Source organism: Prosthecobacter gellanilyticus (assembly GCF_007992435.1).
Taxonomy (GTDB): domain Bacteria; phylum Verrucomicrobiota; class Verrucomicrobiia; order Verrucomicrobiales; family Verrucomicrobiaceae; genus Prosthecobacter; species Prosthecobacter gellanilyticus.
Genome location: NZ_BKAG01000019.1, coordinates 32,840 through 56,765 on the forward strand (window position 1 = coordinate 32,840; position 23,926 = coordinate 56,765).

General features: G+C 59.6%; 16 protein-coding genes. 10 read left to right on the forward strand and 6 right to left on the reverse strand.

Translation table 11 applies throughout. From position 1 onward, the window contains the following. Positions 1–107: 107 nt before the first annotated feature. A complete protein-coding gene (locus tag BGE01nite_RS14295; RefSeq protein ID WP_146851160.1) occupies positions 108–1,913 on the forward strand; it encodes an SPFH domain-containing protein in 1,806 nt (601 codons plus the stop codon). A gap of 37 nt (positions 1,914–1,950) precedes the next feature. Here the strand turns inward: BGE01nite_RS14295 and BGE01nite_RS14300 are convergent, their stop codons facing one another. From BGE01nite_RS14300 to BGE01nite_RS14310, 3 genes are read right to left on the reverse strand one after another with little or no spacing between them, the layout of a single operon-like run. Next, complete coding sequence (locus tag BGE01nite_RS14300; RefSeq protein WP_146851161.1) at positions 1,951–5,112, reverse strand: PVC-type heme-binding CxxCH protein; 3,162 nt, start codon at positions 5,110–5,112, stop codon at positions 1,951–1,953. A gap of 36 nt (positions 5,113–5,148) precedes the next feature. Then, positions 5,149–5,550, reverse strand: a complete 402-nt coding sequence (locus BGE01nite_RS14305) for a hypothetical protein (RefSeq protein ID WP_146851162.1) — start codon at positions 5,548–5,550, stop codon at positions 5,149–5,151. A gap of 29 nt (positions 5,551–5,579) precedes the next feature. Beyond that, positions 5,580–6,212 (reverse strand): lysophospholipid acyltransferase family protein, encoded by a 633-nt coding sequence (locus BGE01nite_RS14310; RefSeq protein WP_146851163.1) that lies wholly within the window; start codon positions 6,210–6,212, stop codon positions 5,580–5,582. Positions 6,213–6,310: 98 nt separating this feature from the next. On the opposite strand from BGE01nite_RS14310, the gene holA reads away from it, so the two are divergent. The 5 genes from holA (at position 6,311) to BGE01nite_RS14335 (ending at position 13,790) form a co-directional block, all read left to right on the forward strand. Then, a complete protein-coding gene (gene holA, locus BGE01nite_RS14315) occupies positions 6,311–7,468 on the forward strand; it encodes a DNA polymerase III subunit delta (protein WP_146851164.1) in 1,158 nt (385 codons plus the stop codon). 21 nt (positions 7,469–7,489) lie between these two features. Then, positions 7,490–8,320, forward strand: a complete 831-nt coding sequence (fdhD, locus tag BGE01nite_RS14320) for a formate dehydrogenase accessory sulfurtransferase FdhD (protein WP_146851165.1) — start codon at positions 7,490–7,492, stop codon at positions 8,318–8,320. A gap of 78 nt (positions 8,321–8,398) precedes the next feature. Beyond that, a complete protein-coding gene (locus BGE01nite_RS14325; protein ID WP_146851166.1) occupies positions 8,399–9,952 on the forward strand; it encodes a sialate O-acetylesterase in 1,554 nt (517 codons plus the stop codon). 104 nt (positions 9,953–10,056) lie between these two features. Beyond that, a complete protein-coding gene (locus tag BGE01nite_RS14330) occupies positions 10,057–12,282 on the forward strand; it encodes an FAD-dependent oxidoreductase (RefSeq protein WP_146851167.1) in 2,226 nt (741 codons plus the stop codon). Between the two features lie 53 nt (positions 12,283–12,335). Continuing rightward, a complete protein-coding gene (locus BGE01nite_RS14335; protein ID WP_146851168.1) occupies positions 12,336–13,790 on the forward strand; it encodes a sulfatase in 1,455 nt (484 codons plus the stop codon). Between the two features lie 87 nt (positions 13,791–13,877). Here the strand turns inward: BGE01nite_RS14335 and BGE01nite_RS14340 are convergent, their stop codons facing one another. Then, on the reverse strand, positions 13,878–15,245 hold the full coding sequence (locus BGE01nite_RS14340; RefSeq protein WP_218032989.1) for a cytochrome B6: 1,368 nt from the start codon (positions 15,243–15,245) through the stop codon (positions 13,878–13,880). A 178-nt stretch (positions 15,246–15,423) separates the two neighbouring features. On the opposite strand from BGE01nite_RS14340, the gene BGE01nite_RS14345 reads away from it, so the two are divergent. Next, on the forward strand, positions 15,424–17,034 hold the full coding sequence (locus BGE01nite_RS14345; RefSeq protein ID WP_146851169.1) for a twin-arginine translocation signal domain-containing protein: 1,611 nt from the start codon (positions 15,424–15,426) through the stop codon (positions 17,032–17,034). Between the two features lie 3 nt (positions 17,035–17,037). Here BGE01nite_RS14345 and BGE01nite_RS14350 read toward each other — a convergent pair whose 3' ends face one another. Beyond that, entirely contained in the window at positions 17,038–18,852 is a 1,815-nt protein-coding gene (locus BGE01nite_RS14350) for a hypothetical protein (protein WP_146851170.1), read from the reverse strand. A 113-nt stretch (positions 18,853–18,965) separates the two neighbouring features. Here BGE01nite_RS14350 and BGE01nite_RS14355 point away from each other — a divergent pair, with 113 nt between their 5' ends. Beyond that, positions 18,966–19,832 carry an alpha/beta hydrolase gene (locus tag BGE01nite_RS14355; RefSeq protein ID WP_146851171.1) on the forward strand — a complete coding sequence of 289 codons (867 nt, stop codon included), beginning with the start codon at positions 18,966–18,968 and terminating at the stop codon, positions 19,830–19,832. Here BGE01nite_RS14355 and BGE01nite_RS14360 read toward each other — a convergent pair. Beyond that, positions 19,819–20,475, reverse strand: a complete 657-nt coding sequence (locus BGE01nite_RS14360) for a class I SAM-dependent methyltransferase (RefSeq protein WP_146851172.1) — start codon at positions 20,473–20,475, stop codon at positions 19,819–19,821. The genes BGE01nite_RS14355 and BGE01nite_RS14360 overlap by 14 nt on opposite strands. A 136-nt stretch (positions 20,476–20,611) precedes the next feature. Here BGE01nite_RS14360 and BGE01nite_RS14365 point away from each other — a divergent pair, with 136 nt between their 5' ends. Both BGE01nite_RS14365 and BGE01nite_RS14370 read left to right on the forward strand, forming a co-directional pair. Further along, entirely contained in the window at positions 20,612–22,309 is a 1,698-nt protein-coding gene (locus tag BGE01nite_RS14365; RefSeq protein WP_146851173.1) for an FAD-dependent oxidoreductase, read from the forward strand. A gap of 51 nt (positions 22,310–22,360) precedes the next feature. Further along, entirely contained in the window at positions 22,361–23,914 is a 1,554-nt protein-coding gene (locus tag BGE01nite_RS14370; protein ID WP_146851174.1) for a pyridoxal-phosphate dependent enzyme, read from the forward strand. Positions 23,915–23,926 lie beyond the last annotated feature (12 nt).

Sequence of the window (23,926 nt, forward strand, 5' to 3'; positions counted from 1 at the left end):
ATCCAATACAACATCCTGTTAGGCCAGTATCACAACGGCCCTCTGGATATCCATGTCTCCATCACTCCACCACTCCCTTTCTCCAAACATTCCCCCTTCTCTTCTCTATGAAAACTCTTCTCGATCTCGCGCTCACCTACTGGTGGGCCACCCTCATTATCTTGTTCATCATCACCATCAATGTCCTCGGCATCGTCCATATCAACGAGCAGCAGGTCGGCCTCATCATCAAACGTTTCGCCCGTAACAGCCTGCCTCCGGGCGAGATCATCGCCCTGAATGGAGAGGCCGGCTTCCAGGCGGACACACTTCCACCAGGGCTGTATTTCGGTTACTGGATCTGGCAGTATCAGGTGCAAAAGGTGCCCATCCTTGTGGTGCCTCAGGGAGAGCTGGCCCTCATCGTCGCACGCACAGGCGCTGCCATCCCACCGCAGCGCATTCTGGGTCGTGTGGTCGCCTGTGATCACTTCCAGGACGCCCGTGCCTTCCTGAAAAACAGCGGCGAGAAAGGCCGTCAGCTCGGCGTGCTCACCGCAGGCTCTTACCGCATCAATCCAGCCCTGTTCAATGTCATCACCACACGCACGTCGCATGAGCACGGCGTGGCTCCGGGCTGCCTGCGCCTTTTGCATGTGGAGCCCGACCGCGTCGGCATCGTCACCACGCTGGACGGTCTGCCCATCGAGCAGGGAGAAATGGCCGGCCCCATCGTGGCAGGTCACAACAACTTCCAGGACGCACAGAGCTTCCTCAATGCGGGCGGCAGCCGTGGCCTGCAGGAGCAGATCCTGCTCAGCGGTCAGTGGAACATCAACCCCTGGTTCGCGAGTGTGGAGCAGGTGGAGATGATCGAGATCCCCATCGGTCATGTCGGCGTCGTCATCTCCTATGTCGGCAAGGCGCATGAGGACGTCAGCGGCCCTGACTTCAAGCATGGTGACCTTGTAGAAGTCGGCCACAAAGGTGTGTGGGTGAAGCCGCTGCTGCCCGGCAAGCACCCCATCAACACGCACATCATGCGTGTCGAACTTGTGCCCACGACGAACATCGTGCTGAACTGGGCGAACCGCACCGAGGCGCATCGCTTCGATGAAAAACTCAGCTCCATCACCGTGCGCTCGCGGGATGGCTTCGCCTTTAATCTCGATGTCTCCCAGATCATCCACATCGGTGCCAATGAAGCTCCAAAGGTCATCTCGCGTGCGGGTTCCTTGCAGAACCTCATCGACCACGTCCTGCAACCCATCGTCGGCAACTACTTCCGCAACAGCGCGCAGGACTACACCGTGCTGGATTTCCTCAGTGCGCGCAGTGACCGCCAGTCGGAAGCCGCCAGCCATATCAGCACCGCCTTGCGCGAGTATGATGTGGAAGCTATCGACACTCTCATTGGCGACATCACACCACCCGAGTCCCTGATGAAAACACAGACGGATCGCAAGCTCGCCGAGGAGCAGCGCAAGACCTATGAGATTCAGGAGGCTGCGGAAAAGCAGCGCCAGCAACTCGTGCGCCAGACCTCGCTCGCAGACATCCAGCATGAGATGGTGAAGTCTGAGCAGGGCGTGCAGATCGCCCAGCTTCAGGCCAGTGCCGCCGTGAAGAAAAGCGAGGGCGAGGCCACCAGTACCCGCCTGCGCGCCTCAGGCGATGCTGATGCCATCCGCGCCACCGGCCAGGCGAAAGCTGAGGCTCACAGCGCTGGCATCCAGGCCGTGGGTCAGGACACTTACTCGCTCATGCAGCTCTTCCAGATCATCGCGGAGAAGAACCTCCGCGTCGTCCCAGACGTGCTGGTGAACGGCGGCGGCCTCAATGGCAATGCCTCAGGCCTCATCGAGGCCCTCATGGCCATGACCGCCCGCAACAGCGGCCCGCGAGTGACCGTCCCGGTCAGTCCGGTGAACTAAAGTTAGTTGGGCAGAGCCAGCGGCAACAAGCCGCTGGCTACTTCCCGAGCAAGTAGCCGAGCAAATCCTGAAACGACGCCTCATCGATCGTCTGACCAAACACCGGCGGCATGAGAGACATGGGCATCACGTCACTCTTCTCCACATCCTTCTTGGTGACGCGATGCTCCTTGCCCGCAGCATCCACGAGGATGTTCACCTGCCCGGCCTCGGCTTTCAGGAAGCCACTGAACACCGCGCCGTCCTTCAGCGTGAAGGTGTGAACATGAAAGTGCGCATCCACATTGCGGTTCGGATCCAGGATGTCCTCGCTCAAGCGTGCCACGCCACGTGTGCCAATGCCATCCAGCTGCGGCCCGATGAGTCCGCCCTCACCGCCAATACGATGGCACACCGCACAGTTGGTTTGGAAAACCTGTTTTCCTTTGGCGACATCTGGCTTGGCCTTCGCAAAAGCCTCCACACGAGAGGTGATCAGCGTATCGATCTGCTTCCGCTGCTCGGGTGAGATCGGCAGTGGCGGCGGTGCTGGTCGCGGAGGCAGGTAAGCGGCCAGTTTTTCCCGCAACGCCGCGGGAGCACTGTGCTGAAGAATGACTGCGATCTTCTTCAAACCTTCCCGCACGGTGTCCTCCGTCTGAAAATCATCCACACTCACCACCGCTGGCTCAATGCGTGTGATGCCCAGCCAGGCATAAGCCTTGCCATCATCTCCATCCACGATCTCCAGCCGCACCTGCTTGCCTGCATGCTTCGCCAGATCCATTTTCATGCGCTGGCAGACATCATTCTTCGGCGGGAACACACTCGCGAGCACCTCACCAGAGGTCGCATCCACCACACGCACCAGGTTCTTGTCGTGAACCTCTCCTTTCGGAAAACCGCGATGCCCGTTCACCCAAAGTGATAATTGGTTCGGCGCTACAAACTCCTTGGATTTCAAGATGCCCACACGACTCTCCTCATCTCCACCGCCCCCGCTCATGCTCTGCAGCACCTGCGCCTCCTTGCCATCGGAGCACTTGCGGCTTTTGAGAGCCCATATGGGGGCCTTTGACGAAGCGACAGATGTCCAGGAAGGCTGAGGCTTCTTGGTTAGATCCACGAGCATTGCCTCCGCCAGTTCTTGTGCCCAGGAGTGGAGCTCTTGAGGCACAGGCGCACCTCGCTCGCTAAGGCCATCGGAAATGGCTTGAATGGATTCGGTTGAATTCGTTTTTTGGGACTTCACCAACTGAATCAGCGGCACGATCAACGCGCTATCGCCATAACGTGCGATGTGACTGATCGCGCGGCCGACCTGGTCATCGCGGTTCATCCTGGGAAGGCGATCAAACAAATACTTCGCAGCTTCGGGGTTCCGCGTGCTGGTGATCACCTCAAACATCGTCCGCTTCAGCGGCTGCGGGATCAGCCCGTCTGAAAGCTCACGCATGCCTCCGGCCTCCAGGCAGTTACGAAGCGCGACCAGAAGAGAATGCTTCAAAGATACATCCGAGGCAGGGCAACGATGAAGATGGTCAATCAGCGGCGAGACAAACTCTGATGATGGATGCGCCGTGACGGCATCTGCCAGGGCGTGGATGGTAAGCGTTTGATCCGTCGGGCACTCAAAAGCCGTGAAGACCATGGCATCTTTTGTTTCCGGTCTCCATGGGCCAAGCGCAGCAGCGATGCGGAGGGCAAGAAGGCGCAGATGGATCACTCTCTGACTCAACACGTTTACTACATCCGACTCGAGATGTGAGTTAGGCTGACCTGGAGATGGTCTCAGGCTCAACCACGCATGAGGTTCTGCGTGACGTTCATCAGGTGGAGGCTCCCCGACACCGCACATGGAAAAGTTTTTTTCGGCCCTCAGTTTCGGATCCTGCGCAAACGCCTCAATCGCCAGTCTTCGCTGTGCAGGCGTGCCCTTTTCCATGAGCTTGACGATGCCCTTGGCCTCACGCGTCACATGACTCCACATCTCCAGGCTGGAGGTGGAGCCTTCCTTCACCACCCGCCAGATCCTGCCGCGCTCCTTATCCCTGCCCGGGTGCTCCAGCGACACCTCATAGTGGCCAATGATGCGGTTATAAAAGTCAGCGATGTAGAGCGCATTGTCGGGACCTAGTTGAAGATCCACCGGGCGGAACCAAGGATCATCACTGGTGATGAAATCAGGCCTCTCATTCGCCTTCGGCGTGCTGCCGCTGAAGGTGACGAGGTCACGATTCACCTTTGAGGTCACCGGGTTGCCGACGAGCATGTGGTCATCCCACTCGGCGCCCCACACGCCACCATCGAGGTAAACGATGCCGCAGATACCCGTGCTGCCATGCGTGTGCTCACACATCACCGGCGCGAAGCCAAGACCGTCATGCGGCTTGCCAAAGCTCGGATAGTGCGCGCCACGGATCAGTTGGTAGATGGGAGAGCTGTGGCAGTCCGCGCTGTAAAGATTCCCATAGCGATCCCAGCACAGGCCAAACGGATTCACCTGACCATGGGTCCATCGTTCGACAGTGGAGCCATCGGGCTTGAAGCGAAACACATTCCCGCTGTGAAGCTCGAGTGAGCTGCCATCCTTCGCCTTAAACTTGCTGGTGTTGTTAAACCCATGCGTCGCATACACCCAGCCATCCAGACCCAGGCGGAAGCTGCTGCACATGCCGTGGGTGTCTTTCTCATAACCCAACGGGCCGAACAAAATTTGCCGAATGTCCGCTTTGTCATCGCCATCCGTATCCGCGAAATACCAGATGTTCGGGATGCTCCAGGCAATGCAGCCTGCCTTGTGCTCCGGCTTGTGCCAGGGCACCACACCGGTGGGAATGTTTAAGCCATCAGCAAAGTCGATCACCTTGTCCGCTTTGCCGTCGCCATCCGTGTCTTCGAGGATCTTGATGGCGTCGCGGCTGCCTTTGACTCGCGTGCCCTCGGCATCCGACCAGCGGCTTTTGTCCGCGCTGTAAGGATACTCCACCGTCGAGCTGACCCAGAGCCTGCCACGAGCATCGAAAGCCATGTTGATCGGCTTGTTGATCATCGGCTCGCTGGCAAAGAGCTGCACCTCAAAGCCCGGTGGCACATGCAGCGCGGCGCGTTCCTGCTCCGCAGTCAGAGGCTCTGTCTCGCGGACAAGGCGGTCTTTGCTCTCGGCGGCAGAGAGAAAGGCGGACAGCATCAAAGGGAGCAGCGGGAGATAAGAGCGCATGAGAAAGGTCAAGGCTGGTCAAAAGGAGTCAAGAGGTCAAGAACGCCGCCACAGGACGCTTCCTTCTCGACCATCCACCTTGGCCTTCTTCACCCAAAGCTCACGATGGCCCCGCCCACTGTAGCTTCGGGCGAAGGTGAGGCGGCACGAGTGCGAACAGCTCTCGTATCCTCTCAACTTGCTGTGGATAGAGGTGAGACAATGCGCGCTACACTCCTCGTAGTAGGTCCTCGCCTGCACATTCAGAAACCACACGTCGTGCTCGACAAAATCAGGCTCATACATCGAGACCGGCAGATTGTGGATCAGTTCAGCTTCGTAGTAGGCGGAACGGTCGCACATGCGCATCCACCAGCGCCATGACGAGACGTTACGGAGGTGCGGCAACGTGCAGTGCAGGAGTTCCCGGTAGATGACTTGTTTGGGTGGAAGAGCCATGGCGTGCGAACTGGTCTAATGAGATTCCCCTACGCCTCCTTCACCAGCGTCTGCTCCAGCGAGGCTCGATACCCCTCAAACTCTTCCTCGGTCATCCGGCGCGGCACGGTCATCACCGGCTCAAAGATCACCTTCACGGTGGAGAAAGGCAGCGGCAGCATGAACTGGTCCCAGGTCTTGAACCTCAGCGCGCGTGAGTAGAGCACCCGCACCGGCACGATGGTCCCGCCGGTGAGCTGCGCCAGTTTGATGATGCCCGGCTGGATCTGATACAGCGGTCCGCGCGGCCCGTCCGGGGTGATGCCTACATCGCGACCCTCCTTCACCTTTTCAGACAGCATGATGAGGGCGCTCAAACCCTTCTGAGGCTTCGAGCTCGACCCACGGGCCGCCTCAAAGCCAAACTGGGCGCAGGCATCGGCAATGATCTGGCCGTCACCGCTGGGGCTGCTCAAAATCGCGCCCGGAATGTGGGCAAACCACTGCTCATGCACATAGGGGATCACGAACATGCGATTGTGCCAGAAAGCCCAGATCCAGCCTGGACGCTGGGTATCAAAGGCTCCCGTGCGGTCCTCGACCTCAAAGCGCAGCGTGGCCCCGATGCCGCGCATGAGCCACGACACGATCTTTCCCAGGTTTTTGATGCGAATTTTCGCCATGTGATCCCATGTCTTAGCGGGGCGCAGGGCAGACGCAACACGTCAGACCATCCACCCCTTGCCACGAGGGTCGTTTGGGTTCACACATCGGCCCCGCCATGCCTCCACCGAAAAAAGCCGCCGCCGCCACCGCCAGCAGCAGCACCTCCAGCAACCAGTTCTTTGCCGTCGTCGGCACGGACGAGGCACGCGTGAAGGAGGCGGCCATGAGGATCGTCCAGCGCATCACACCGCCGGAAGCGGGAGATTTTGGCAATGAGATCGTCGAAGGCCAGGCAGACAACGCCGAGCATGCCGGCCAGATCTGCGGAAACGTGATCATGGCGCTGCAGACCCTGCCCTTTTTCGGCGGTGGCAAGGTGGTGTGGCTGAAAGGCGCGAACTTCCTCGGTGACAATCAGACCGGCAAGGCCGCAGCCTCGGTGCAAGGTTTTGAAAACATTCTGGACGTGCTGGAGTCGAACCTGCCGCCGGACATCAAGTTTGTGCTCAGCACAAGCTCCATCGACAAGCGCCGCACTTCCTTCAAGCGCCTCTCCAAGATCGCGAGCATGGAAGTCCATGACAAGCCGGACACCAGCAAGGCCGGCTGGGAAGAGGCGGTGATGCATCATGCCTTGAACAAGGCACGCGAACTCGGCCTCAGCTTTGAAAGCGGCGCTCTGGAACTCCTGGTGCAGATGGCGGGCGACGACACACGCCAGATGGAGAACGAGATCGAAAAGATCGACCTTTATCTCGGCGAGCGCCGCCGCTGCGGACTCAATACGGTGCGCGGCATGGTCTCCATGAGCCGTGCCGGCGTCGTGTGGGAGATCGGCAATGCCATCGGCGCACGTGATCTGCAGCGCGCCTTGGAGCTGCTCGGCGTGCTCATGTATCAGGGGCAGAACGCCATCGGCATCCTGCTCGCGGCCATCGTTCCGAAGGTGCGGAACCTCCTCATCGTGAAAGAGCTCACTTCAAGGAACAAGGTGAACACGATGAGTTACAACGGCTTCAGCTCCAGCCTGGAAGCCCTGCCCTCCAGCGCCACCTCGCATCTGCCGCGCAAAAAAGATGGCACCGGCTTCAACGTGTATCCACTCTTCATGGCTGTGGCCGAAGCGCGCAAATTCACGCTCGATGAACTGCACGACGGCCTCTCCGCCTGCCTTGCGGCGAATGCGAAGCTGGTGACGACCCAGCTCGACACCAAGGTCGTGATGGAGCGCCTGCTCGTGGGCCTGCTGGCGCCACGCACACGCAAGGCGTGACCCTTTTTTCCAACTCAGCTCATGAGTGATGACACCACCTTTCCCGTGACGGTGCATCGCATCACCCTGCCGAGTGCCGTGGCCATCACGGAGGATGTCACCGCCCGCGAGGAGCCTCTGGAAATCCGCGTGGAGGGCCGCAGCGTCGCTGTGGTCATGCGCACACCCGGACATGATGAGGAGCTCGTCGCCGGATTCCTCATCAGCGAAGGCGTGGTGAAAAGTCCGCGTGATCTTCTGGAGGTCAGCCAGTGCCCGAGCACGAACAATAAGTATGGCAACGTGGTGGACGTGCTGCTCGCCGGCAGTGCCGTGGTGAACTGGGACAGCCTCACGCGCCATGTCTTCAGCGCTTCCAGTTGCGGCATTTGTGGGAAGACCAGCCTCGAGAGTGTGTTTCAGAAGTTCGAGGTTCTCGATTCTCAGTTGCCGGTTGAGTCAATCATCACGCCATCACTGCTCGCCACCTTTCCGGCGAAGCTTCGTGCCGCACAGCCTACCTTTGCGCAAACCGGCGGCCTGCATGCCTGTGCTGTCTTTGACGAACATGGAAACTTGCTGGTGCTGCGTGAGGATGTGGGCCGGCACAATGCGCTCGATAAAGTCCTTGGCTGGGCCTTGCGTGAGAACCTGCTGCCTTTTTCCAAACACGTGCTGCTGCTCAGCGGCCGCGTGTCTTTTGAGATGATGCAAAAGGCCCTGGCGGCGGGTGTGCCCGTCGTCGCCGCCATCTCCGCGCCCAGCAGTCTGGCGGTGCAGTTTGCCCAGGACAGCGGCCAGACCCTGGTCGGCTTTCTGCGTGGCGAGACCATGAATGTCTACACGCATCCGCAGCGGATCGCTGGGGTCTGAAAAAGGACTGGTATTTTTGTTCTTCTGATACGGAAGGAATCACCTCCTCGGCCCGTTTGTTCCGCCCTCTTTACTCCTATGCGCAAGCATCTCCTCATCCCCGTCCTCACGGCCCTCGCCTTTTCGGCGAAGGCTGAAGTCAAACTTCCCGCCATCATTGGTGACAACATGGTGCTCCAGCAGAAGCTGGCGAACCCCATCTGGGGCTGGGACACTCCCGGCACGGAGGTGACCGTGACCTTCGCGGGCCAGACCAAAACCGCCAAGGCTGAGGCCGATGGCAAATGGACCGTGAAGCTGGATCCCGTGCCTGCGAATGCCAAGCCTGCCACCCTGAGCATCAAGGGCACCAGCACCCGTGAGCTCAAGAACATCCTCGTCGGCGAGGTGTGGATCTGCTCCGGCCAGAGCAACATGCAGTGGAGCGTGCAGGCCTCCTGGGATTCTGATCTCGAGATCGCCACGGCCAAGTATCCGAACCTCCGCCTGATTTCCGTGCCACAGGTCGGCACGCAGGAACCGCAGAAGGATTTCAAGGGCGGCTGGGCCGAGTGCTCCCCGCAGAATGTCGGCAACTTCAGCGCCGTCGGTTTCTTCTACGGCCGTCTGCTGCATCAGATGCTGGATGTGCCTGTGGGCCTCATCAACAACGCCTGGGGTGGCAGCGCTGCCGAGGCCTGGGTGCGCCGTGATGTGCTGGAAAAAGATGCCCGCTTCAAAGGCCTGATGGATGGCTGGGTGCAGCGTGAGAAGGATCTGGCCTCTGAGAAGGCCAAGACCGACTATGAAGCCGCTCTCGCCAAGTGGAAGAATGATGGTGAGGAAGCCAAGAAAGCTGGCAAGCCCTTCACCACCCGCGCTCCCGCCAGCCCGCAGAGCACACTCACTGGCAACAGCCGCCCCGGCAACATCTACAACGGTGTTCTTCTCCCAACTATTGGTTATGGCATCAAGGGTGCCATCTGGTATCAGGGCGAGAGCAATGCCGGCCGCGCTTATGAATATGGCTACCTCTTCCCGCTCATGATCACCCACTGGCGCAGCGAGTGGAAGCAGGGTGACTTCCCCTTCTATTGGGTGCAGCTGGCCGACTTCATGGCTGAGAAGCCCACTCCTGGAGACAGCTCCTGGGCCGAGCTTCGTGAGAGCCAGACCAAGACTCAGGAAGCCATCAAAAACGGCGGCCAGGCTGTGATCATCGACCTCGGCGAGTCCAACGACATCCATCCAAAGAACAAGCGTGACGTGGCCGAGCGCCTCGCCCGCTGGGCTCTGGTGAAGGACTACGGCCTCAAGCTTCCATACCGCAGCCCTGAGTTCAAAAGCGCCGAGTTCGCAGGTGCCAAGGCCACTGTTACTCTCGACACCTTCGGCTCCACCCTGCGCACGGTGGACGTGGGTGATGTCAAAGGCTTCGCCATCTGCGGTGAGGACAAGAAGTGGGTCTGGGCCACCGCCAAGATCATCGCCAAGGACAAGCTCGAAGTCAGCGCTGAAGGCGTCGCCAAGCCCGTTGCCGTCCGCTATGCCTGGTCGGACAATCCTGTCTGTAATCTCTACAGCATCGATGGTTTGCCCGTCACCCCCTTTCGCAGTGACAGCTTCGACATGACCACGAAGCCGAAGCAGTAATCGTCACCGATCTCCTCCCCTCAGCCCGCAGGCCAGTCTCACGACTCTTGCGGGCTTTTTGTTTTCAGAAGACACGTCTGATCAAACACGTTTCCCTCTCCCCCATGATGAAGACCGTTCTTCTCCCGCTTCTATTTCTCCCGCTCATCGCCAGCGCCGAGCTCATCCAGACCGATCTCCTGATCGTCGGAGGCAATGAATCTGCCTGCGCCGCTGCCATCCAGGCCGCGAGACTCGGCGTGAAGCAGATTGTGCTGGTGAATGACATCGACTGGCTGGGCGGCCAGTTCAGCGCGGAAGGCGTGGGCTGCATGGATGAATGGACCACGGTGAATGGCAAGCGCGTGAACTTCCCGCGCAGCGGACTCTTCCTCGAAATGATCCAGCGCATCCGCGCCTACAATTCGGCCAAGTATGGCAAGGCATGCCCGGGCAATTCCTTCTGCGGCACGGAGACCATCGAACCCAAAGCCGCCGCTGATATCTTCGAGGCATGGCTCAAGCCACATGTCGACAATGGCGCGCTGCGTATTCTGCGTGGTTGGGAGCCAGACAAAGTCAGCGTGGAGGCTGGCAAAGTAAAAAGCGTCACCTTTCACGAGGTTCACCAACCTAGCCAAATACATGTCATCACGTCGAAACTCACTCTCGATGCCTCCGATTGGGGAGATGTGATCCGCCTCAGCGGTGCGAAGTATGGCGCAGGTCCCGATCTCAAGTCCCGCTTCGGTGAGACAAGTGCTCCAGAGGCCTATGATGAAGCAGGGGCCCAGGAGATGAACCCCATCTCTTACTGTGTGGTGCTGCGCGAATCACAGGGGAGGGATGTCACCGTCCCACGTCCTGCTAGCTATGATGCGCGTTCCTTCGCCGCGCTGGATCGCATTCCGCCATGGGTGGATAGTGACATGAGCGCGGGCATCTACTCACCCAGCGGCAACAGTCCTTACACGCATCGTCGTCTCGTGGACCGCTGGCACAATGGCTTCGCTCCAGGCACAGAGGCCACCTTCATCAACTATCCCGTGCAGGACTACCCGCTCTGCCAGCTTCCACAGCGTGTGGTGGAGGCACTGGAGAAGACTGAAGCAGGCGCCTCCAAGAAGAACATCGTCAACCTGACGCCGGCTCAGCGCCGCATCATCTTTGAAGATGCGAAGCAGCATGCGCTCGGCGTGCTGCACCATCTGCAAACAGCGGTGCATGATCGCGTGGGAGACTTTCCCCAGTCCTTCCGCTACATGCAGCTCACGGATGAATTTCGCACCCGGGACAAGTTCCCGCCCAAGCCCTATGTGCGTGAAGGGCTCCGACTCGAGGCCATGCACATGCTGAGCGAGCACGACATCCGCGCCACTTCCCGAGAACCCAAATGGGCCAAGGTGCTGCCCACGGATGCGGCCTTCGCCTTTCAGTTTAACATCGACTTCCATCCCACACGCCGGAGATTCCTCACCTCGAACCCCAATCAGCCATGGCAATACATCCACACCAAGGACCGCGGCTGGCACACGGACACCGACCGGGCTGTGTTTCCGCTTCGCGGCCTCGTGCCCGTCGAGATGAATGGTTTGTTAGGCTGTGGCAAGAACATCGGTGTCAGCAGTGTGGTGCAGTCAGCGCTGCGTTTGCACGGCCAGATGATGCATGTGGGCCAGGCTGCGGGCACCCTGGCCTGGGTGAGTCTGCGGGATGAAAAGCAGCCACGCGAGGTCGTCACCGATCCCGCGCATGTGCGCGAGCTTCAGCTCAAGCTCGCACGCGGTCACGGCGGCCCAGGCGTGCTCATCTGGCCCTGGCAGGATCTCATGCCTGATGATCTGCACTTCGAAGCCGTGAACATGCTATCTACCCGTGGCATCTGGCAGCCTTCGGCGGATGATGTGCTGTTTCATCCGGATCAAACCGTGTCACGCCGCGAGCTCGCGAAGCTCATCACTCGCACTCTTCGCAGCCTTCAGGGCTCCAAGGACTGGACGCGACATCACAAGCCGATCTACTCCGATGTGTCCGGCGATGACGCTGACAGGCCCTACATTGAAGCGATGGTTTCCTGGGGTGACTTCGCGCCTCTCGCGGACAAATTCAGCCCGGATCAGAACGCCACCTGGGGCATGCTGGAGACCTGGCTCACGCGTTCCCATCTCCCAGCTTCAAAAGGTCTGATTGATGCCAAGGACCGCGCCGCGCTGCCGCTCTCGCGCGCAGAAGCTGCCATCCAGCTCTGGCGTGTGCTTCAGCTCGGGAAGGAGTTTCTTTCGCAGCTCGTGGACTATGACCGCGATGGTAACAAGATCCCCGATCATCTGGAACCGCCGAAAGGTGCGTGACGGAAACTGAACTCGTTGCAGGATCGGCTCGCTCGCAGCGTTTCCGCATCCTCATGATGAAATCGCTGCTTCTGTGTTCCATCCTTGCCGTCACGGTGGCCTCTGCGGCTCCCACGAACGTGCTCTTCATCGCGGTCGATGATTTGCGGCCCGAGCTCAATTGCTATGGTGTCACGCACATGAAGTCGCCGAACATCGACAAGCTCGCCGCCAGCGGCATGCTTTTTGAGCGCGCCTATTGTCAGGTCGCCGTGTGCAATCCCTCCCGCAGCAGCGTGCTCAGCGGCACTCGGCCAGACACCACCGGCGTGCTGGACAACCAGCACTTCATGCGGCCCAACATGCCGAACGTGGTCACCCTGCCGCAGCATTTCAAGAACAACGGCTACACCAGCCTCTCACTCGGCAAGATCTTCCATCATAGCGAGCGCGAGCCCGGCGATGATCCCCAGTCCTGGAGCCAGCCAGCGTGGTATCATGGCGAGCCGTATCGCCATTGGTTCACCAAGGATTCGCTCGACTACGTGAAGAACCTCAAAGCCCTGCCGAAGGACAAGCAGCCCAAGCAACTCCGCGCCGCACCCTTTGAAGCCGCTGATGAGCCCGATGCCTCCTATCCCGATGCGCAAACTGCTGAGAAAGCCATCGAGACACTGCGCCAGCTCAAAGCGGATGGAAAGCCCTTCTTCCTCGGCGTCGGCTTTGTGAAGCCGCATCTCCCCTTCACCTGCCCGCAGAAGTATTGGGACCTGTATCCTGAGGACAGCATCCAGCTCGCCGCGAACTCCAAGCGCCCTGAAAACGCACCTGATCCTGCTTTCCATAATAACTACGAACTGCGTAGCTACGGCACCGTGCCTGAGAATGGCAAGGTCACTCCCAAGATGGCGCACAACCTCATTCGTGGCTATCGCGCCTGCGTGAGCTTTATGGATGCACAGCTCGGCCGTGTGATCGATGAGCTCGACAAGCTCGGCCTGCGTGAAAACACCGTCATCGTCTTCTGGGGAGATCACGGCTATCACCTCGGCGAGAATGGTACCTTCACCAAAATGACGAACTTTGAGTTCGGCACTCGCGTGCCACTCATCGTCAGCACCCCGGGCATGAAGACCGCAGGGCAGCGCTCCAAAGCCCTCGTTGAGCTTGTCGACCTCTATCCCACACTCACCGAAGTTTGTTCGCTGCCTCTGCCCAAGCATCTCGAAGGCACCAGCTTCGTTCCTTTGCTTGAGAACCCTACGAAACCCTGGAAGAACGCTGCCTTCAGCCAATACCTCCGCACAGGCAAACCACCCTACACCGGCCGCAGCATCCGCACCGAGCGCTGGCGCTACACCGAGTGGCACGACCTTCAGAACAAGCCCGCCGGCATCGAACTCTACGACGAGCTCAACGACCCGCAGGAAACCAAAAGTGTGGCAACGGATCCCGCGAATGCGCCGACTGTCACCGACCTCGCCAAGCGCCTTAAGGAAGGCTGGAAGTCCGCTCTTCCCGCGAAGTGACACAACGCAAGGAGGGGGACTTGCCAAGTCCCCCTCCCTTCAAGGCATCTGTACTCTCTGCGTTATCTGCGGTTAAAAAATCTTCACTTACAGCGCCCGCAGAAACGCCACCAGATCCGCCTTCTCCTCCGTGCTCAGATGCGTCTCGAGCACCACATTGAAGAACTCCACGGTATCCTCGAGTGTCATCAGACGATCATCATGCAGATAGGGCGGAGATTCCTTGATCCCACGCAGCGCAAAAGTCTTGATAGGCCCGTCCGCACTCGCCTTGCGGCCATTGATCATTTTCTCCTTGAAGAAGCGCTCCGCCTTCAGGTCATGCATCAGACCATCCGTGAAGTAAGGACCCGTGTGGCAGATGGAGCAGAGCGCCTTGCCATGAAAGAGGGCCTCACCATTCAGCTCGCTCTTCGACGCCTTGCTGGGGATCAGCCAGCCGGTGGATGCGAGCTTGGGTGAAGGCGCAAAGCCCAGGATGTTTTGAAACTCAGCCATCGCCTGCACCTGGGTGCCGCGGTCCAGAGGATTCACACCTTTGCGGGAGGCCTGGTCAGGCTCGCCATCAAAGTAAGCCGCGCGCTGCTCAAACTCCGTGAAATCTTCCACCGACTTCATGGCACGCTGCGAACCAAAAGTGTTGTTAATGTTCATGCCTCGCAGGGTCGGCGTGCCGATGCGATGACGATGCTCGTTCGGACGGATGTCACCCACCGTATGCGTCGCACCATTTGAGTGACCATTGGAGTGGCAGTCAAAGCATGAGACGCCCTGTGTAGCCAGCAGCGCACGCCGGTCATGCGTGGCATTGAACTGTGCCTGCGGGAAGGGTGTGAGCAGAAGACGCAATCCGTCGAGCTGCTTGGTGTTCAGGAAGCCATGGAAGAGATCATAAAAGTTCGCCAGAGTTACAAGTTGGCCTTTGGACACATCTCCCAGGTCAGGGCGCGTGTTGATGAAGATCGGCGCAGGAAACTCCGGCAGCATGTGATCCGGCAGGTCATAGTCGAGATCGAAGCGCGTGAGATCGCGCTGCGTCTGCTTCTTCACTTCATCGATCTGCTTCTTCGGGAAGACCATGCCGCCTGCCTCATGATGTGGATGCGGCAGCGGATAAAAGCCAGCGGGCCAGACATCACCGTCCTTGATGGCCTCAGGAGACATCGCGTTCAGCTTGTCCCAGGTAAGGTCGTTCGGCAGCTTCACCCGCACGCCGCCTTGCACGGGCTTGCCATTCGTCATCGTCAGGCCTTCCACAGGCTTGTCTGAGAGATCGTAGCGCTCATTGAGCAAGTCCTGGTGACGTTTGGCAAATTTCGGTTTGTCTGCCTCGAGCCGTTTCACCAGATCTGGAAAGCTCTCCTTCTCCTGAGAGTAGGATACTCCGGCGAAGCCTAGGGTGATGGCAGCACATAAGCATGCGCGCCCCGTTTGAAGTGTAAGGGTGGTGTTCATGGCAATCATGGTTCGGCCCTCAGTGTCCGGTTGGCTGTAAGGGTGCCGCCTGACAGACGCAGGAACACTTGTTCTTGTGACCGCCATGCTTCCGCTAGACCTTGCTCAGGAGGCTTTGAGTCACATTTTCATAGAAGTCCACGCCCGGACCTGCGTTCTCACCCGCCCCCTCTTCATTGTGAATCGCCGTCACTTTCTCCAAACCGCTGCTGCCTCTGCTGCCATGCCTTTGTTGGCGGCCGATCCTCGCCCCAAAGCCCCGTTTCGCTTGCTCTACAGCAACGACACGACGAACATCACCTCCTGTGTGAGTCCGTTTCATGCAGCACGCCAGCCGCTCAGCCAGAAGATGATCGAGGCCACGGTGGATGAGGTCACGGGACTGGTGGATGCGCACATGCTGCAGCCCGGTCTTGGCATGGTGCCCATGTGGCCTAGCAAGGTGATCCCTGTGAAGGAGCACTATGCCTGGATCAAGGAGCGCTACGGGCAGAAGCCTGACTCCTTCGGCCAGTTCGTGATCAATGGCGGAGACATTGTCCAGATCTTCATCGACCGCTGCCGGCAGCAGAAACAGGCTGCCTTCATCTCCTTCCGCATGAATGATGCGCACCACAAGGAGTTCAGCGATCCGAAACCGGGTGTGAATCCAGGCAGCAGCATCGGCATGAGTGTCACGCGTCACTATGTGGAGCATCCGGAATATCGCATCAAGCCGGGCTCGCTGCGTGGCACTGACCTTGTGCAAAATTGGGCCGTCGAAGAGGTGCGCGCTCAAAAGTTCGCTCTCATCCGCGAGCTCTGCGAAAACTACGATCTCGATGGCCTCGAGCTCGATTACCTGCGCTTTTACAGCTACTTCCGTCTTGATGAGACCCCGCTGGAGAAGCGCCAGGCCATCATGACTTCCTTCGTGCGTAAGGTGCGTGAGCTGCTGGACAAAACCGCCCGCGATGGCCGCCGCCGCTGGCTCTGCGCGCGTGTGCCTTGTCATTTGACGGCGCTAGACGTCCTCGGCCTGGATCTGAGAGGCATGGTCGCTGCCGGTCTCGACATGGTGAACGCCTCGGATCACTACTTCACCACGCAGCAGCATGATCTCGTGGCCATCCGTGAGCAGACACAAGGCGCAGCACTTTACTTTGAGCTCTGCCACACTCTCTGGAAGGGAGAGAAAGTCACCGCTGGTTACGATGTCTTCCCCTATCGCCGCGCCACCAAGGAGCATCTGCAGACCAGCGCACATCTAGCCTATGCACGCGGGGCTGATGGCATCAGCCTCTTCAACTTTGCCTACTACCGCCAGCATGGTCAGGGCGAAGGTCGCGGCACTTTTGGCGAACCTCCGTTTGAGGCCCTCAAAGAACTGAGTGATCCCAAAGCCTTGGCCAAGCAGCCTCAGCATTGGTTCATCGCCTTTGGCTGGCGTGCGCCAGGCATGAAGCCACCACCCGTGCCGCGCAAGGTCGAGTCAGGCAAGCCGCAGAAGTTCAACTTCGACATCGCCGCGCCTTCGGGAGGCTGGAAGCAGAACCTGCGTCTCCGCATTCAGTCTGACCAGTCCCTTAGCGACACCGAATGGCAGGCCACCTTCAACGGTGAGCCTATTAGCCCAACCAACGATGCGTCTGAACCCTTCGCCGTGCCCTACCCTTCTCTGATGGGGAAGCCGGAGGAGTTGCGTGTCTGGACCGTTCCTGCCAAACTGATGCGCGAGGGCAAGAACAGCGCCGAGTTCACCTCCAAGGCAGGCAAGACGGTCTCCATCACCTTTGTCGATCTCGCGTGAGGTTTACGGCTTCGCCTGTCGTATGACGATGAGCGAAGCCGAGGGACAGCCCACATGCACGCCTGAGCCGCTCTTCAGCGTAATCACCACCGTCTTGTTATCACCCGCACTTGCCGCAGGTGTGAGAGGCACCATTGCGGAAGCCTGTCCGGCGGGAATCGTCACGCTCCCGCTGAGCGCTTGATAGTCACGACCGCTCGCCGCATCACCGCTGACTTCATAACTCACCGTCAGGGCCTCCTTCAGATCGCCGCTGCGCATCACCCGCCACTCACCGGGCTGTCCCGCATGAGCACGCGATACCGTCGCGGCAACGGAAACAACCGGCTGGTCAGCACCACGGGGATGCGTGTTGTTGATGTAGTGCTCGATGTTCGCATAACCACCGGCAGCGATGTCTGCACTGTCCTTCGCATTCTTCGGATCCAGACCAAACTGCACTTCCCAGAAATCTGGAAGGCCATCCTTGTCTGCATCCGCCGGCGCGGGTAGCGAGCGATAATCCGGCCAACGCTGATCCTCAGGAAGATCCGTCTCTTTGCCAATCACCGCGCCTTTACCCTCACGCACCGCACTGACAATGCGCAGGTCCACTGCATCACGCGCTGGCAGAGTGGCACCCGTGTCCGCCAGCACGGCCTCATAAGCCTCACGGGCCGACTGCATGACGGGAAGCTCGCCAAACGGGGCATCCGCCTTCATCGCCTCTTTGTCAGACTCAGACACCTTTTTGAACTTTTGGTTATGAGAGACGGCCAGCTTGTTGTTGGCCGTGGCCTCGGCGGAGGCAGCGATGAGGTTCCCTTTCGCAAATACCCGGGCGCCCGGATCTCCATGAAACTCAAAGGCGTGACCCGCGATCTGCGCCGGTGTGCTCGGCCCGCGTTTGTAGGCGTTGTTCGTCCAGTTGAAGAACACACGCTCGCTCCCTGTGTGCGTGGCATATTCTGACCAGTCATAGACCACGCAGTTATACATGTTCAGCACCGCAGGCACATCATCGCCTCCGGTGAGCCGTGGATTGCGCAGGCGGTTATGCGCAAAGAGCATGTGATGCATCGTCGCCCTTCCATCCGGCGCGCCGCTGCCCCAGAGGCCGCCTTCAGAGTGATTCGGCGGTGTCTGCTTCGGGTTCGCATAGTCCAGCCCCTCTGCTGCGATGCTCCACGAAACCGTGGCGCGGTCCACATGCGTGCAGGTCAGGTTCTCGTCCGTGGCCCAGGAGGCGGAGCAGTGATCCACGATCACATCTGTCATGCCGGCAAACTCATGCACGAACCTGCCGCGCTCGAGCTTCTTGTCCTTCCGCTTGTCAAAGGCCTCCTGCGTCTGCCCCGCAGGAGCCTCCGCCTCACCCAGCGATGCGGCTTTGAACTCGATCGAGTCTCCCGTGTCTCCTTCGGAGTTCCAGCCACGTCTTGAGCGCAGGTGCCTCAGGACCACGTTGCTCGCATGGATCTGCAAAGCGCCGCCCCTGATGCAGATGCCCTCACCGGGTGCCGTTTGACCCGCAACGGTGATGCCGGGTTGGGAGATTTCAATCACACCCGGCTTTTCACGTCCAGGCTTGCCGACCTTGGAAATATCGATGATGCCCGACACACCAAACACCACGATGCGGTTTGGCTGGCTCACCGCCTCTGCGAGCGAACCAGGACCTTTCGCATTCAAGTTGGTGACAATCACCACTTCTCCGCCACGTCCTCCTGTGGCATGCATCCCAGCACCTTGCGCGCCAGGAAAGGCAGGAATCTTGGGCTCGTCCGCATGAGCAATGGAAGAGCCAAGAGCGATCAGCAGCGGGAGAGATGCTTTCATAGGTTGGGGGTCGGATGCCGCATGAACGTCCGCCTTCCCCACAATCTGGCGTCATTTGCGCACAATGACCTGATACTTCAAGAACACACCCTTCGTTAAGGCCGCATTCCATCATGAAACTGCACCACCTGATTCTCACGCTTTTCAGCCTGCTCACCAGTCTCGCCCTCGCCGCCGAGGATGTGCCTGGGAAGGTCTATGTCTACAAGCAGTCCGGCGGCAAACCGCAGGAGATGGAGATCTACTTCCCGCCGAACTGGGAGCCTGCGAAAAACAAGGTGCCGGGCCTCATCATGTTTCACGGCGGCGGCTGGGGTGGCGGCACGCTGGAGCAGTTCCGCTATGCCTGCCATTACTTCGCCAGCCGTGGCATCGTGGCCGCCACGGTGAACTACCAGCTTGCCGGCAAGAAGGATGCTGTACCCGGCCAATCTCGCAAGCGTGTCTGCATCACGGATGCCAAAAGCGCCATCCGCTGGTTCAAACAGCACGCGGGAGAGCTCGGCATCGATCCCGCGCGCATCATCACAGGCGGTGGTTCTGCGGGTGGTCACATCTGCATGCTCGCCACAAACAATCCCGGTCTCAATGATCCCGCTGATCCCAAGGACATCGACACCAGCGTCGTCGCCTACCTGCTTTTCAATCCCGCTTTCACTACGGATGATGCTCCTGATGCCGAAGTGGATGTGCTGAAGCACCTGAGCGCAAAGCTGCCGCCGGCGATCATGTTTTTCGGCACGAATGATCCCTGGAAGAAGGGCTCAGACGTGGCGCTGAAACAGCTGAAGGATCTGGGCAATACCACCACCGAGCTGTGGCTCGCTGAGGGCCAGTCCCACAGCTTCTTCAACCGTGCTCCCTGGCAGAACCTAACCATCAGTGAGGCAGACCGCTTTCTTGTGCGCCATGGTTTGCTGAGCGGTGAACCCACTCTTCCCGCTCCACCGAAGGGTGAGAAGATCGTCAAGGCTCCCTGACGCGTCTGTCCGCCACCCACCAGTCGCTTTTCAGCAGCCCCCATTCGTATTCGGCACGCCTCTGCAAGCGCCAGCCCGCCCGTTGCAGGAAGGGATCCGGCGCTGTGAGCTTTCTGGCCGAGACACGCGTCATGATCCCAAAGAAGAGATAAAGCACCGCCAGGATGAGCCGGGTGCGGAGACGCCTCCAAAAGCCCTGGGGCACCTGAAAATCCGCCAGCAGCCAGCTCGCATCTCGATCCGCTGCCCTGGCAATGCGCGGCACCAATGTGCGGATCTGCTCTTCAGTAAAACAGTCGAGAAAGAAGTGCGTGACGATCAGATCAAACGAAGCCACCGGCGGCTCCCAGGTGAAGACATCTGCATGCACCCACTGCACGCGCGCAGCATTCACGCCGCTTTCTTTCAGTGCCTGCTGCGCCTGAGCCATCATGGCCTTGCTGGCATCCACACAGATGATGCTGGCTTCGGGAAAGCGACGGCAGCACTCCAGCAGAAAAGGTCCGTGACCTTCACCCACGGTCAAAATGCATCTCGGCACGGGGATCATATCCAGGAACTCCGTCCGCGCTTTTTGCAGCTTCCTGCCCGCAGTCAAGCGCTCCATGGAACGGTAGATGGGGGCAAGGGTGTCGAAACTCATGGGGGACTGACATCAGGCTCTACGCGCAAGATGCCCCTGCGCCATGAATTATTGAAGGACGAGTGCTCTGGTCACACGTCTTGACCAGCAAGACGACAGATCTACACAGGTTAAGTAACCCGCCCATCCCTCCCCTATGAAGATCCTCCTTCCAGTCCTCTGCCTTATGTCGCTGACAGCGCATGCCGCAGTCATCGAGTCTGACCTCTGCGTCTATGGCGGCACCAGTGGTGGCGTGGCGGCAGCCGTGCAGGGCGCGCGCATGGGCAAGAGCGTGGTCATCGCTGAGCCTGGTAAGCATCTCGGTGGCATGACCTCCGGCGGCCTCAGCGCGGTTGACATTGGTGATCCACGTTCCGTCGGTGGCATCGCGCGTGAATACTTTACCAAGCTCGCCGCGACCGTGGGTGTCACGCTGGCCTGGGACAAGGCTTTTGAAAGCAAAGGCGGTGGCCCGGCCACGGGTGGTGCCTATGCCATCGAACCGCACAAGGCTGAGAAAGTCTTCACCGACATGGCCAGGGAAGCCGGAGTCAAAACCCACTTCAGCGCCCGGCTCGCGAGCGTGAAGAAGGAAGGCGCGCGCATCATCGAGTTCACCACGGAAAACGGTGATGTGTTTCGCGCGAAGATGTTCATCGATGCCACCTATGAAGGCGACCTCATGGCGAAGGCAGGCGTGAGCTACACGCTGATGCGCGAGGGCAATGCGAAGTATGGCGAGACCTACAACGGCATCCATTACAGTGAGCGCTTCATGCCACGCACTGGCTTTGGGCAGCCCGGCCCAACGGGACGTCTGAAAGACGGTCTCGGCGCCTGGGACCGTGATTTCCCTCTCGATCCTTATATGGTGAAGGGTGATCCGAAAAGCGGCCTGCTGCCACTCATCCAGGAAGGCGATCCCGGCAAGCCTGGCGATCCCGCCCCCGGGGTGCAGGCCTACTGCTTCCGCCTCTGCCTAACCACGGATAAGACCAACATGATCCCGATCACCCCGCCAGCGGACTATGATCCAAAGAGGTATGAGATCGTGGCGCGCTTCATCGAAGCCTGCAAAGCCAATGGCGATGACATGGATCTGCGCTGGTTCTCGAAACACGATGCGCTGCCTAACGACAAGTGGGATTTTAACACGGCCACCTTCGGCGGAAACCTCCCGGGAGCCTCCCACGCCTGGCCTGAGGCGAGCTACGCTCAGCGCGAGAAGATCGCCAAGGAGCATGAGGACTACCATCGCGGCCTGCTGCACTTCCTGGCCACGGATGCACGCGTGCCGGAGAAGGTGCGGAAGGACATGCAGCGCTTCGGTTTGCCCAAGGATGAGTTTGCCGACAACGGCGGCTGGCCGCACCAGATCTATGTCCGCGAGGCTCGTCGCATGATCAGCGACCTCGTGCTCACTGAGCACCACACCTTTGGCAAAACCGTCGCGCCCAAGTGCGTGAGCCTCGGCAGCTATGGCACGGACACGCATGAGATCCGCCGCATTGTCCGAGATGGCGTGGTCACGCGCGAGGGCAAGACCGCCGGCGGCCGCGATGGCGCGCCGCCCTATCCCATCGGCTACGACGCCATCGTGCCAAAGCAGAGCGAGTGTGACAATCTCCTTGTCACCTTTGCGCTGAGCTGCAGCCACACCGCTTTCAGCAGCATCCGCATGGAACCCGTCTTCATGTGCAGCAGCCAGAGCGCTGCCACCGCCGCTGTGATTGCGATGGATGAGAAGATTCCCGTGCAGAAAGTGGATTATGCGAAGCTGAAGCCGCTCCTGGAAAAAGATGGTCAGGTACTGGAGTGGAAGCATGGCAAAGGTGCCAAAGGCGCGCATTGAAGATGCAAAACCTCTTGCCGTTCCATGAGCGGCGGGAATGTATGCCCGCCCATGGAACGCGAAAACCTACCCCTCGACCGCCGCCTCAGACAAGAGATCTTGTTTGCCCGCGAGAGGGTGTATCGCTTCGGCCAGCCGACTCTGATGGAACGGCTCGTTTTGCCCGGCCCGGGTCCGTCACCGGAGATCTGGGTGAAGCGTGAGGATCTCTCGCCCGTGAAATCCTACAAATGGCGCGGCGCCTGCAATGCGATGACGCAGCTCACGGCTGAGCAACGCGCCGCCGGTGTGGTCACCGCGTCTGCGGGCAATCATGCGCAAGGCGTGGCTCTCGCGGCCAAAACACTCGGCATTCAAACACGCATCTACATGCCGCGCTCCACACCGAAGGTGAAGCAAAACGCGGTGCTGCATCATGGTGGCGAATTTGTGCGCATCATGCTTTCTGGTGACAGCTATGACGAGGCCGTGATGGCGGCGCGTGAGGACCAGCACAACAGCGGCGCGGCCTATGTGCATGCCTATGATGATCTGCACGTCATGGCCGGCCAGGGCACATTGGCGGATGAGGTGGTGCTCTCAGGTCACGGGCCGTTTGACGTCGCGTATCTGCAGATCGGTGGCGGTGGCATGTCCTCCGCTGTTTCTTGCTGGCTGAAAACTTACTGGCCGGAGATCGAGATTGTGGGAGTCGAAGGTGTGGGCCAGGCCTCCATGAAAGCCGCGCTGGAAGCTGGCAAGCCTGTGGAGCTGCATGATCTCGACATCTTCTGCGATGGCACTGCTGTGCGCAAAGCGGGCGAGAATCCCTTTGGCATCTGCAAGGACACACTGGACCGCATGCTCACCATCACGAATTCGGAGGTGAGCGCGGCTATTCGCGTGCTTTGGGAAACGCTGCGCTGCATCTCTGAGCCTTCCGGTGCCATGGGGCTCGCCGCCGTGTTGAAGGAACGCGCCTCACTCGCCGGGAAGAAGGTGCTCATCGTCATCAGCGGCGCGAACATCGACTTCCTCCAGCTCGGTTTGATCGCTCAATCTGAAGGCTCCGCGAGCTCTGTGTCACGCACCTTGCGAGTGCAGATTCCTGAGCAGGCTGGCACCATGCTTCGCCTGCTTGATACCTGCTTCGAGGGCCTGAACATCTCTGATTTCCAATACGGGCTGCATGATGCGCAGCAGGCCTGGCCCGTCTTCACCATCACAGCGGAGCGCCCCGAACTGCTCGATGCCCTGCCCGCGAAACTCGATGCTGGAGGCTATCGCTGGCAGGACATCTCGGACGCTGTGGATGTGACCTTCCGAGCGATCCCGCTACGCGGCGATCTGCTCATGCATCCGGTCTTCCTGCGCCTGGATTTCTATGAGCGCCCAGGTGCTCTGCATGACTTCCTCTCCCGCCTGATCCGCGGCCGGGCGAACCTCTGCTACTTCAACTACCGCCAGTCCGGCGAGCGCATCGGTCGAGCGCTCATCGGCCTCGACTTCCCGAGCGCTGAATCGCGCACGGCCTTCCTGCAAACGCTGCCCGAGCACGGTGAAGGCTACCGTTCCTGCAAACCGGTGGATGATGAGGTCATGGCACGTCTGACATCCGCTGGGTGAGCCGGGTTTTGG

Excerpts from the sequence above, each read along its gene's own strand:
- BGE01nite_RS14295 (WP_146851160.1), top strand. The coding sequence starts at position 108 with ATGAAAACTCTTCTCGATCTCGCGCTCACCTACTGGTGGGCCACCCTC.
- BGE01nite_RS14300 (WP_146851161.1), bottom strand. The coding sequence starts at position 5,112 with ATGCGCTCTTATCTCCCGCTGCTCCCTTTGATGCTGTCCGCCTTTCTC.
- BGE01nite_RS14305 (WP_146851162.1), bottom strand. The coding sequence starts at position 5,550 with ATGGCTCTTCCACCCAAACAAGTCATCTACCGGGAACTCCTGCACTGC.
- BGE01nite_RS14310 (WP_146851163.1), bottom strand. The coding sequence starts at position 6,212 with ATGGCGAAAATTCGCATCAAAAACCTGGGAAAGATCGTGTCGTGGCTC.
- holA (WP_146851164.1), top strand. The coding sequence starts at position 6,311 with ATGCCTCCACCGAAAAAAGCCGCCGCCGCCACCGCCAGCAGCAGCACC.
- fdhD (WP_146851165.1), top strand. The coding sequence starts at position 7,490 with ATGAGTGATGACACCACCTTTCCCGTGACGGTGCATCGCATCACCCTG.
- BGE01nite_RS14325 (WP_146851166.1), top strand. The coding sequence starts at position 8,399 with ATGCGCAAGCATCTCCTCATCCCCGTCCTCACGGCCCTCGCCTTTTCG.
- BGE01nite_RS14330 (WP_146851167.1), top strand. The coding sequence starts at position 10,057 with ATGATGAAGACCGTTCTTCTCCCGCTTCTATTTCTCCCGCTCATCGCC.
- BGE01nite_RS14335 (WP_146851168.1), top strand. The coding sequence starts at position 12,336 with ATGATGAAATCGCTGCTTCTGTGTTCCATCCTTGCCGTCACGGTGGCC.
- BGE01nite_RS14340 (WP_218032989.1), bottom strand. The coding sequence starts at position 15,245 with ATGAACACCACCCTTACACTTCAAACGGGGCGCGCATGCTTATGTGCT.
- BGE01nite_RS14350 (WP_146851170.1), bottom strand. The coding sequence starts at position 18,852 with ATGAAAGCATCTCTCCCGCTGCTGATCGCTCTTGGCTCTTCCATTGCT.
- BGE01nite_RS14355 (WP_146851171.1), top strand. The coding sequence starts at position 18,966 with ATGAAACTGCACCACCTGATTCTCACGCTTTTCAGCCTGCTCACCAGT.
- BGE01nite_RS14360 (WP_146851172.1), bottom strand. The coding sequence starts at position 20,475 with ATGAGTTTCGACACCCTTGCCCCCATCTACCGTTCCATGGAGCGCTTG.
- BGE01nite_RS14365 (WP_146851173.1), top strand. The coding sequence starts at position 20,612 with ATGAAGATCCTCCTTCCAGTCCTCTGCCTTATGTCGCTGACAGCGCAT.
- BGE01nite_RS14370 (WP_146851174.1), top strand. The coding sequence starts at position 22,361 with ATGGAACGCGAAAACCTACCCCTCGACCGCCGCCTCAGACAAGAGATC.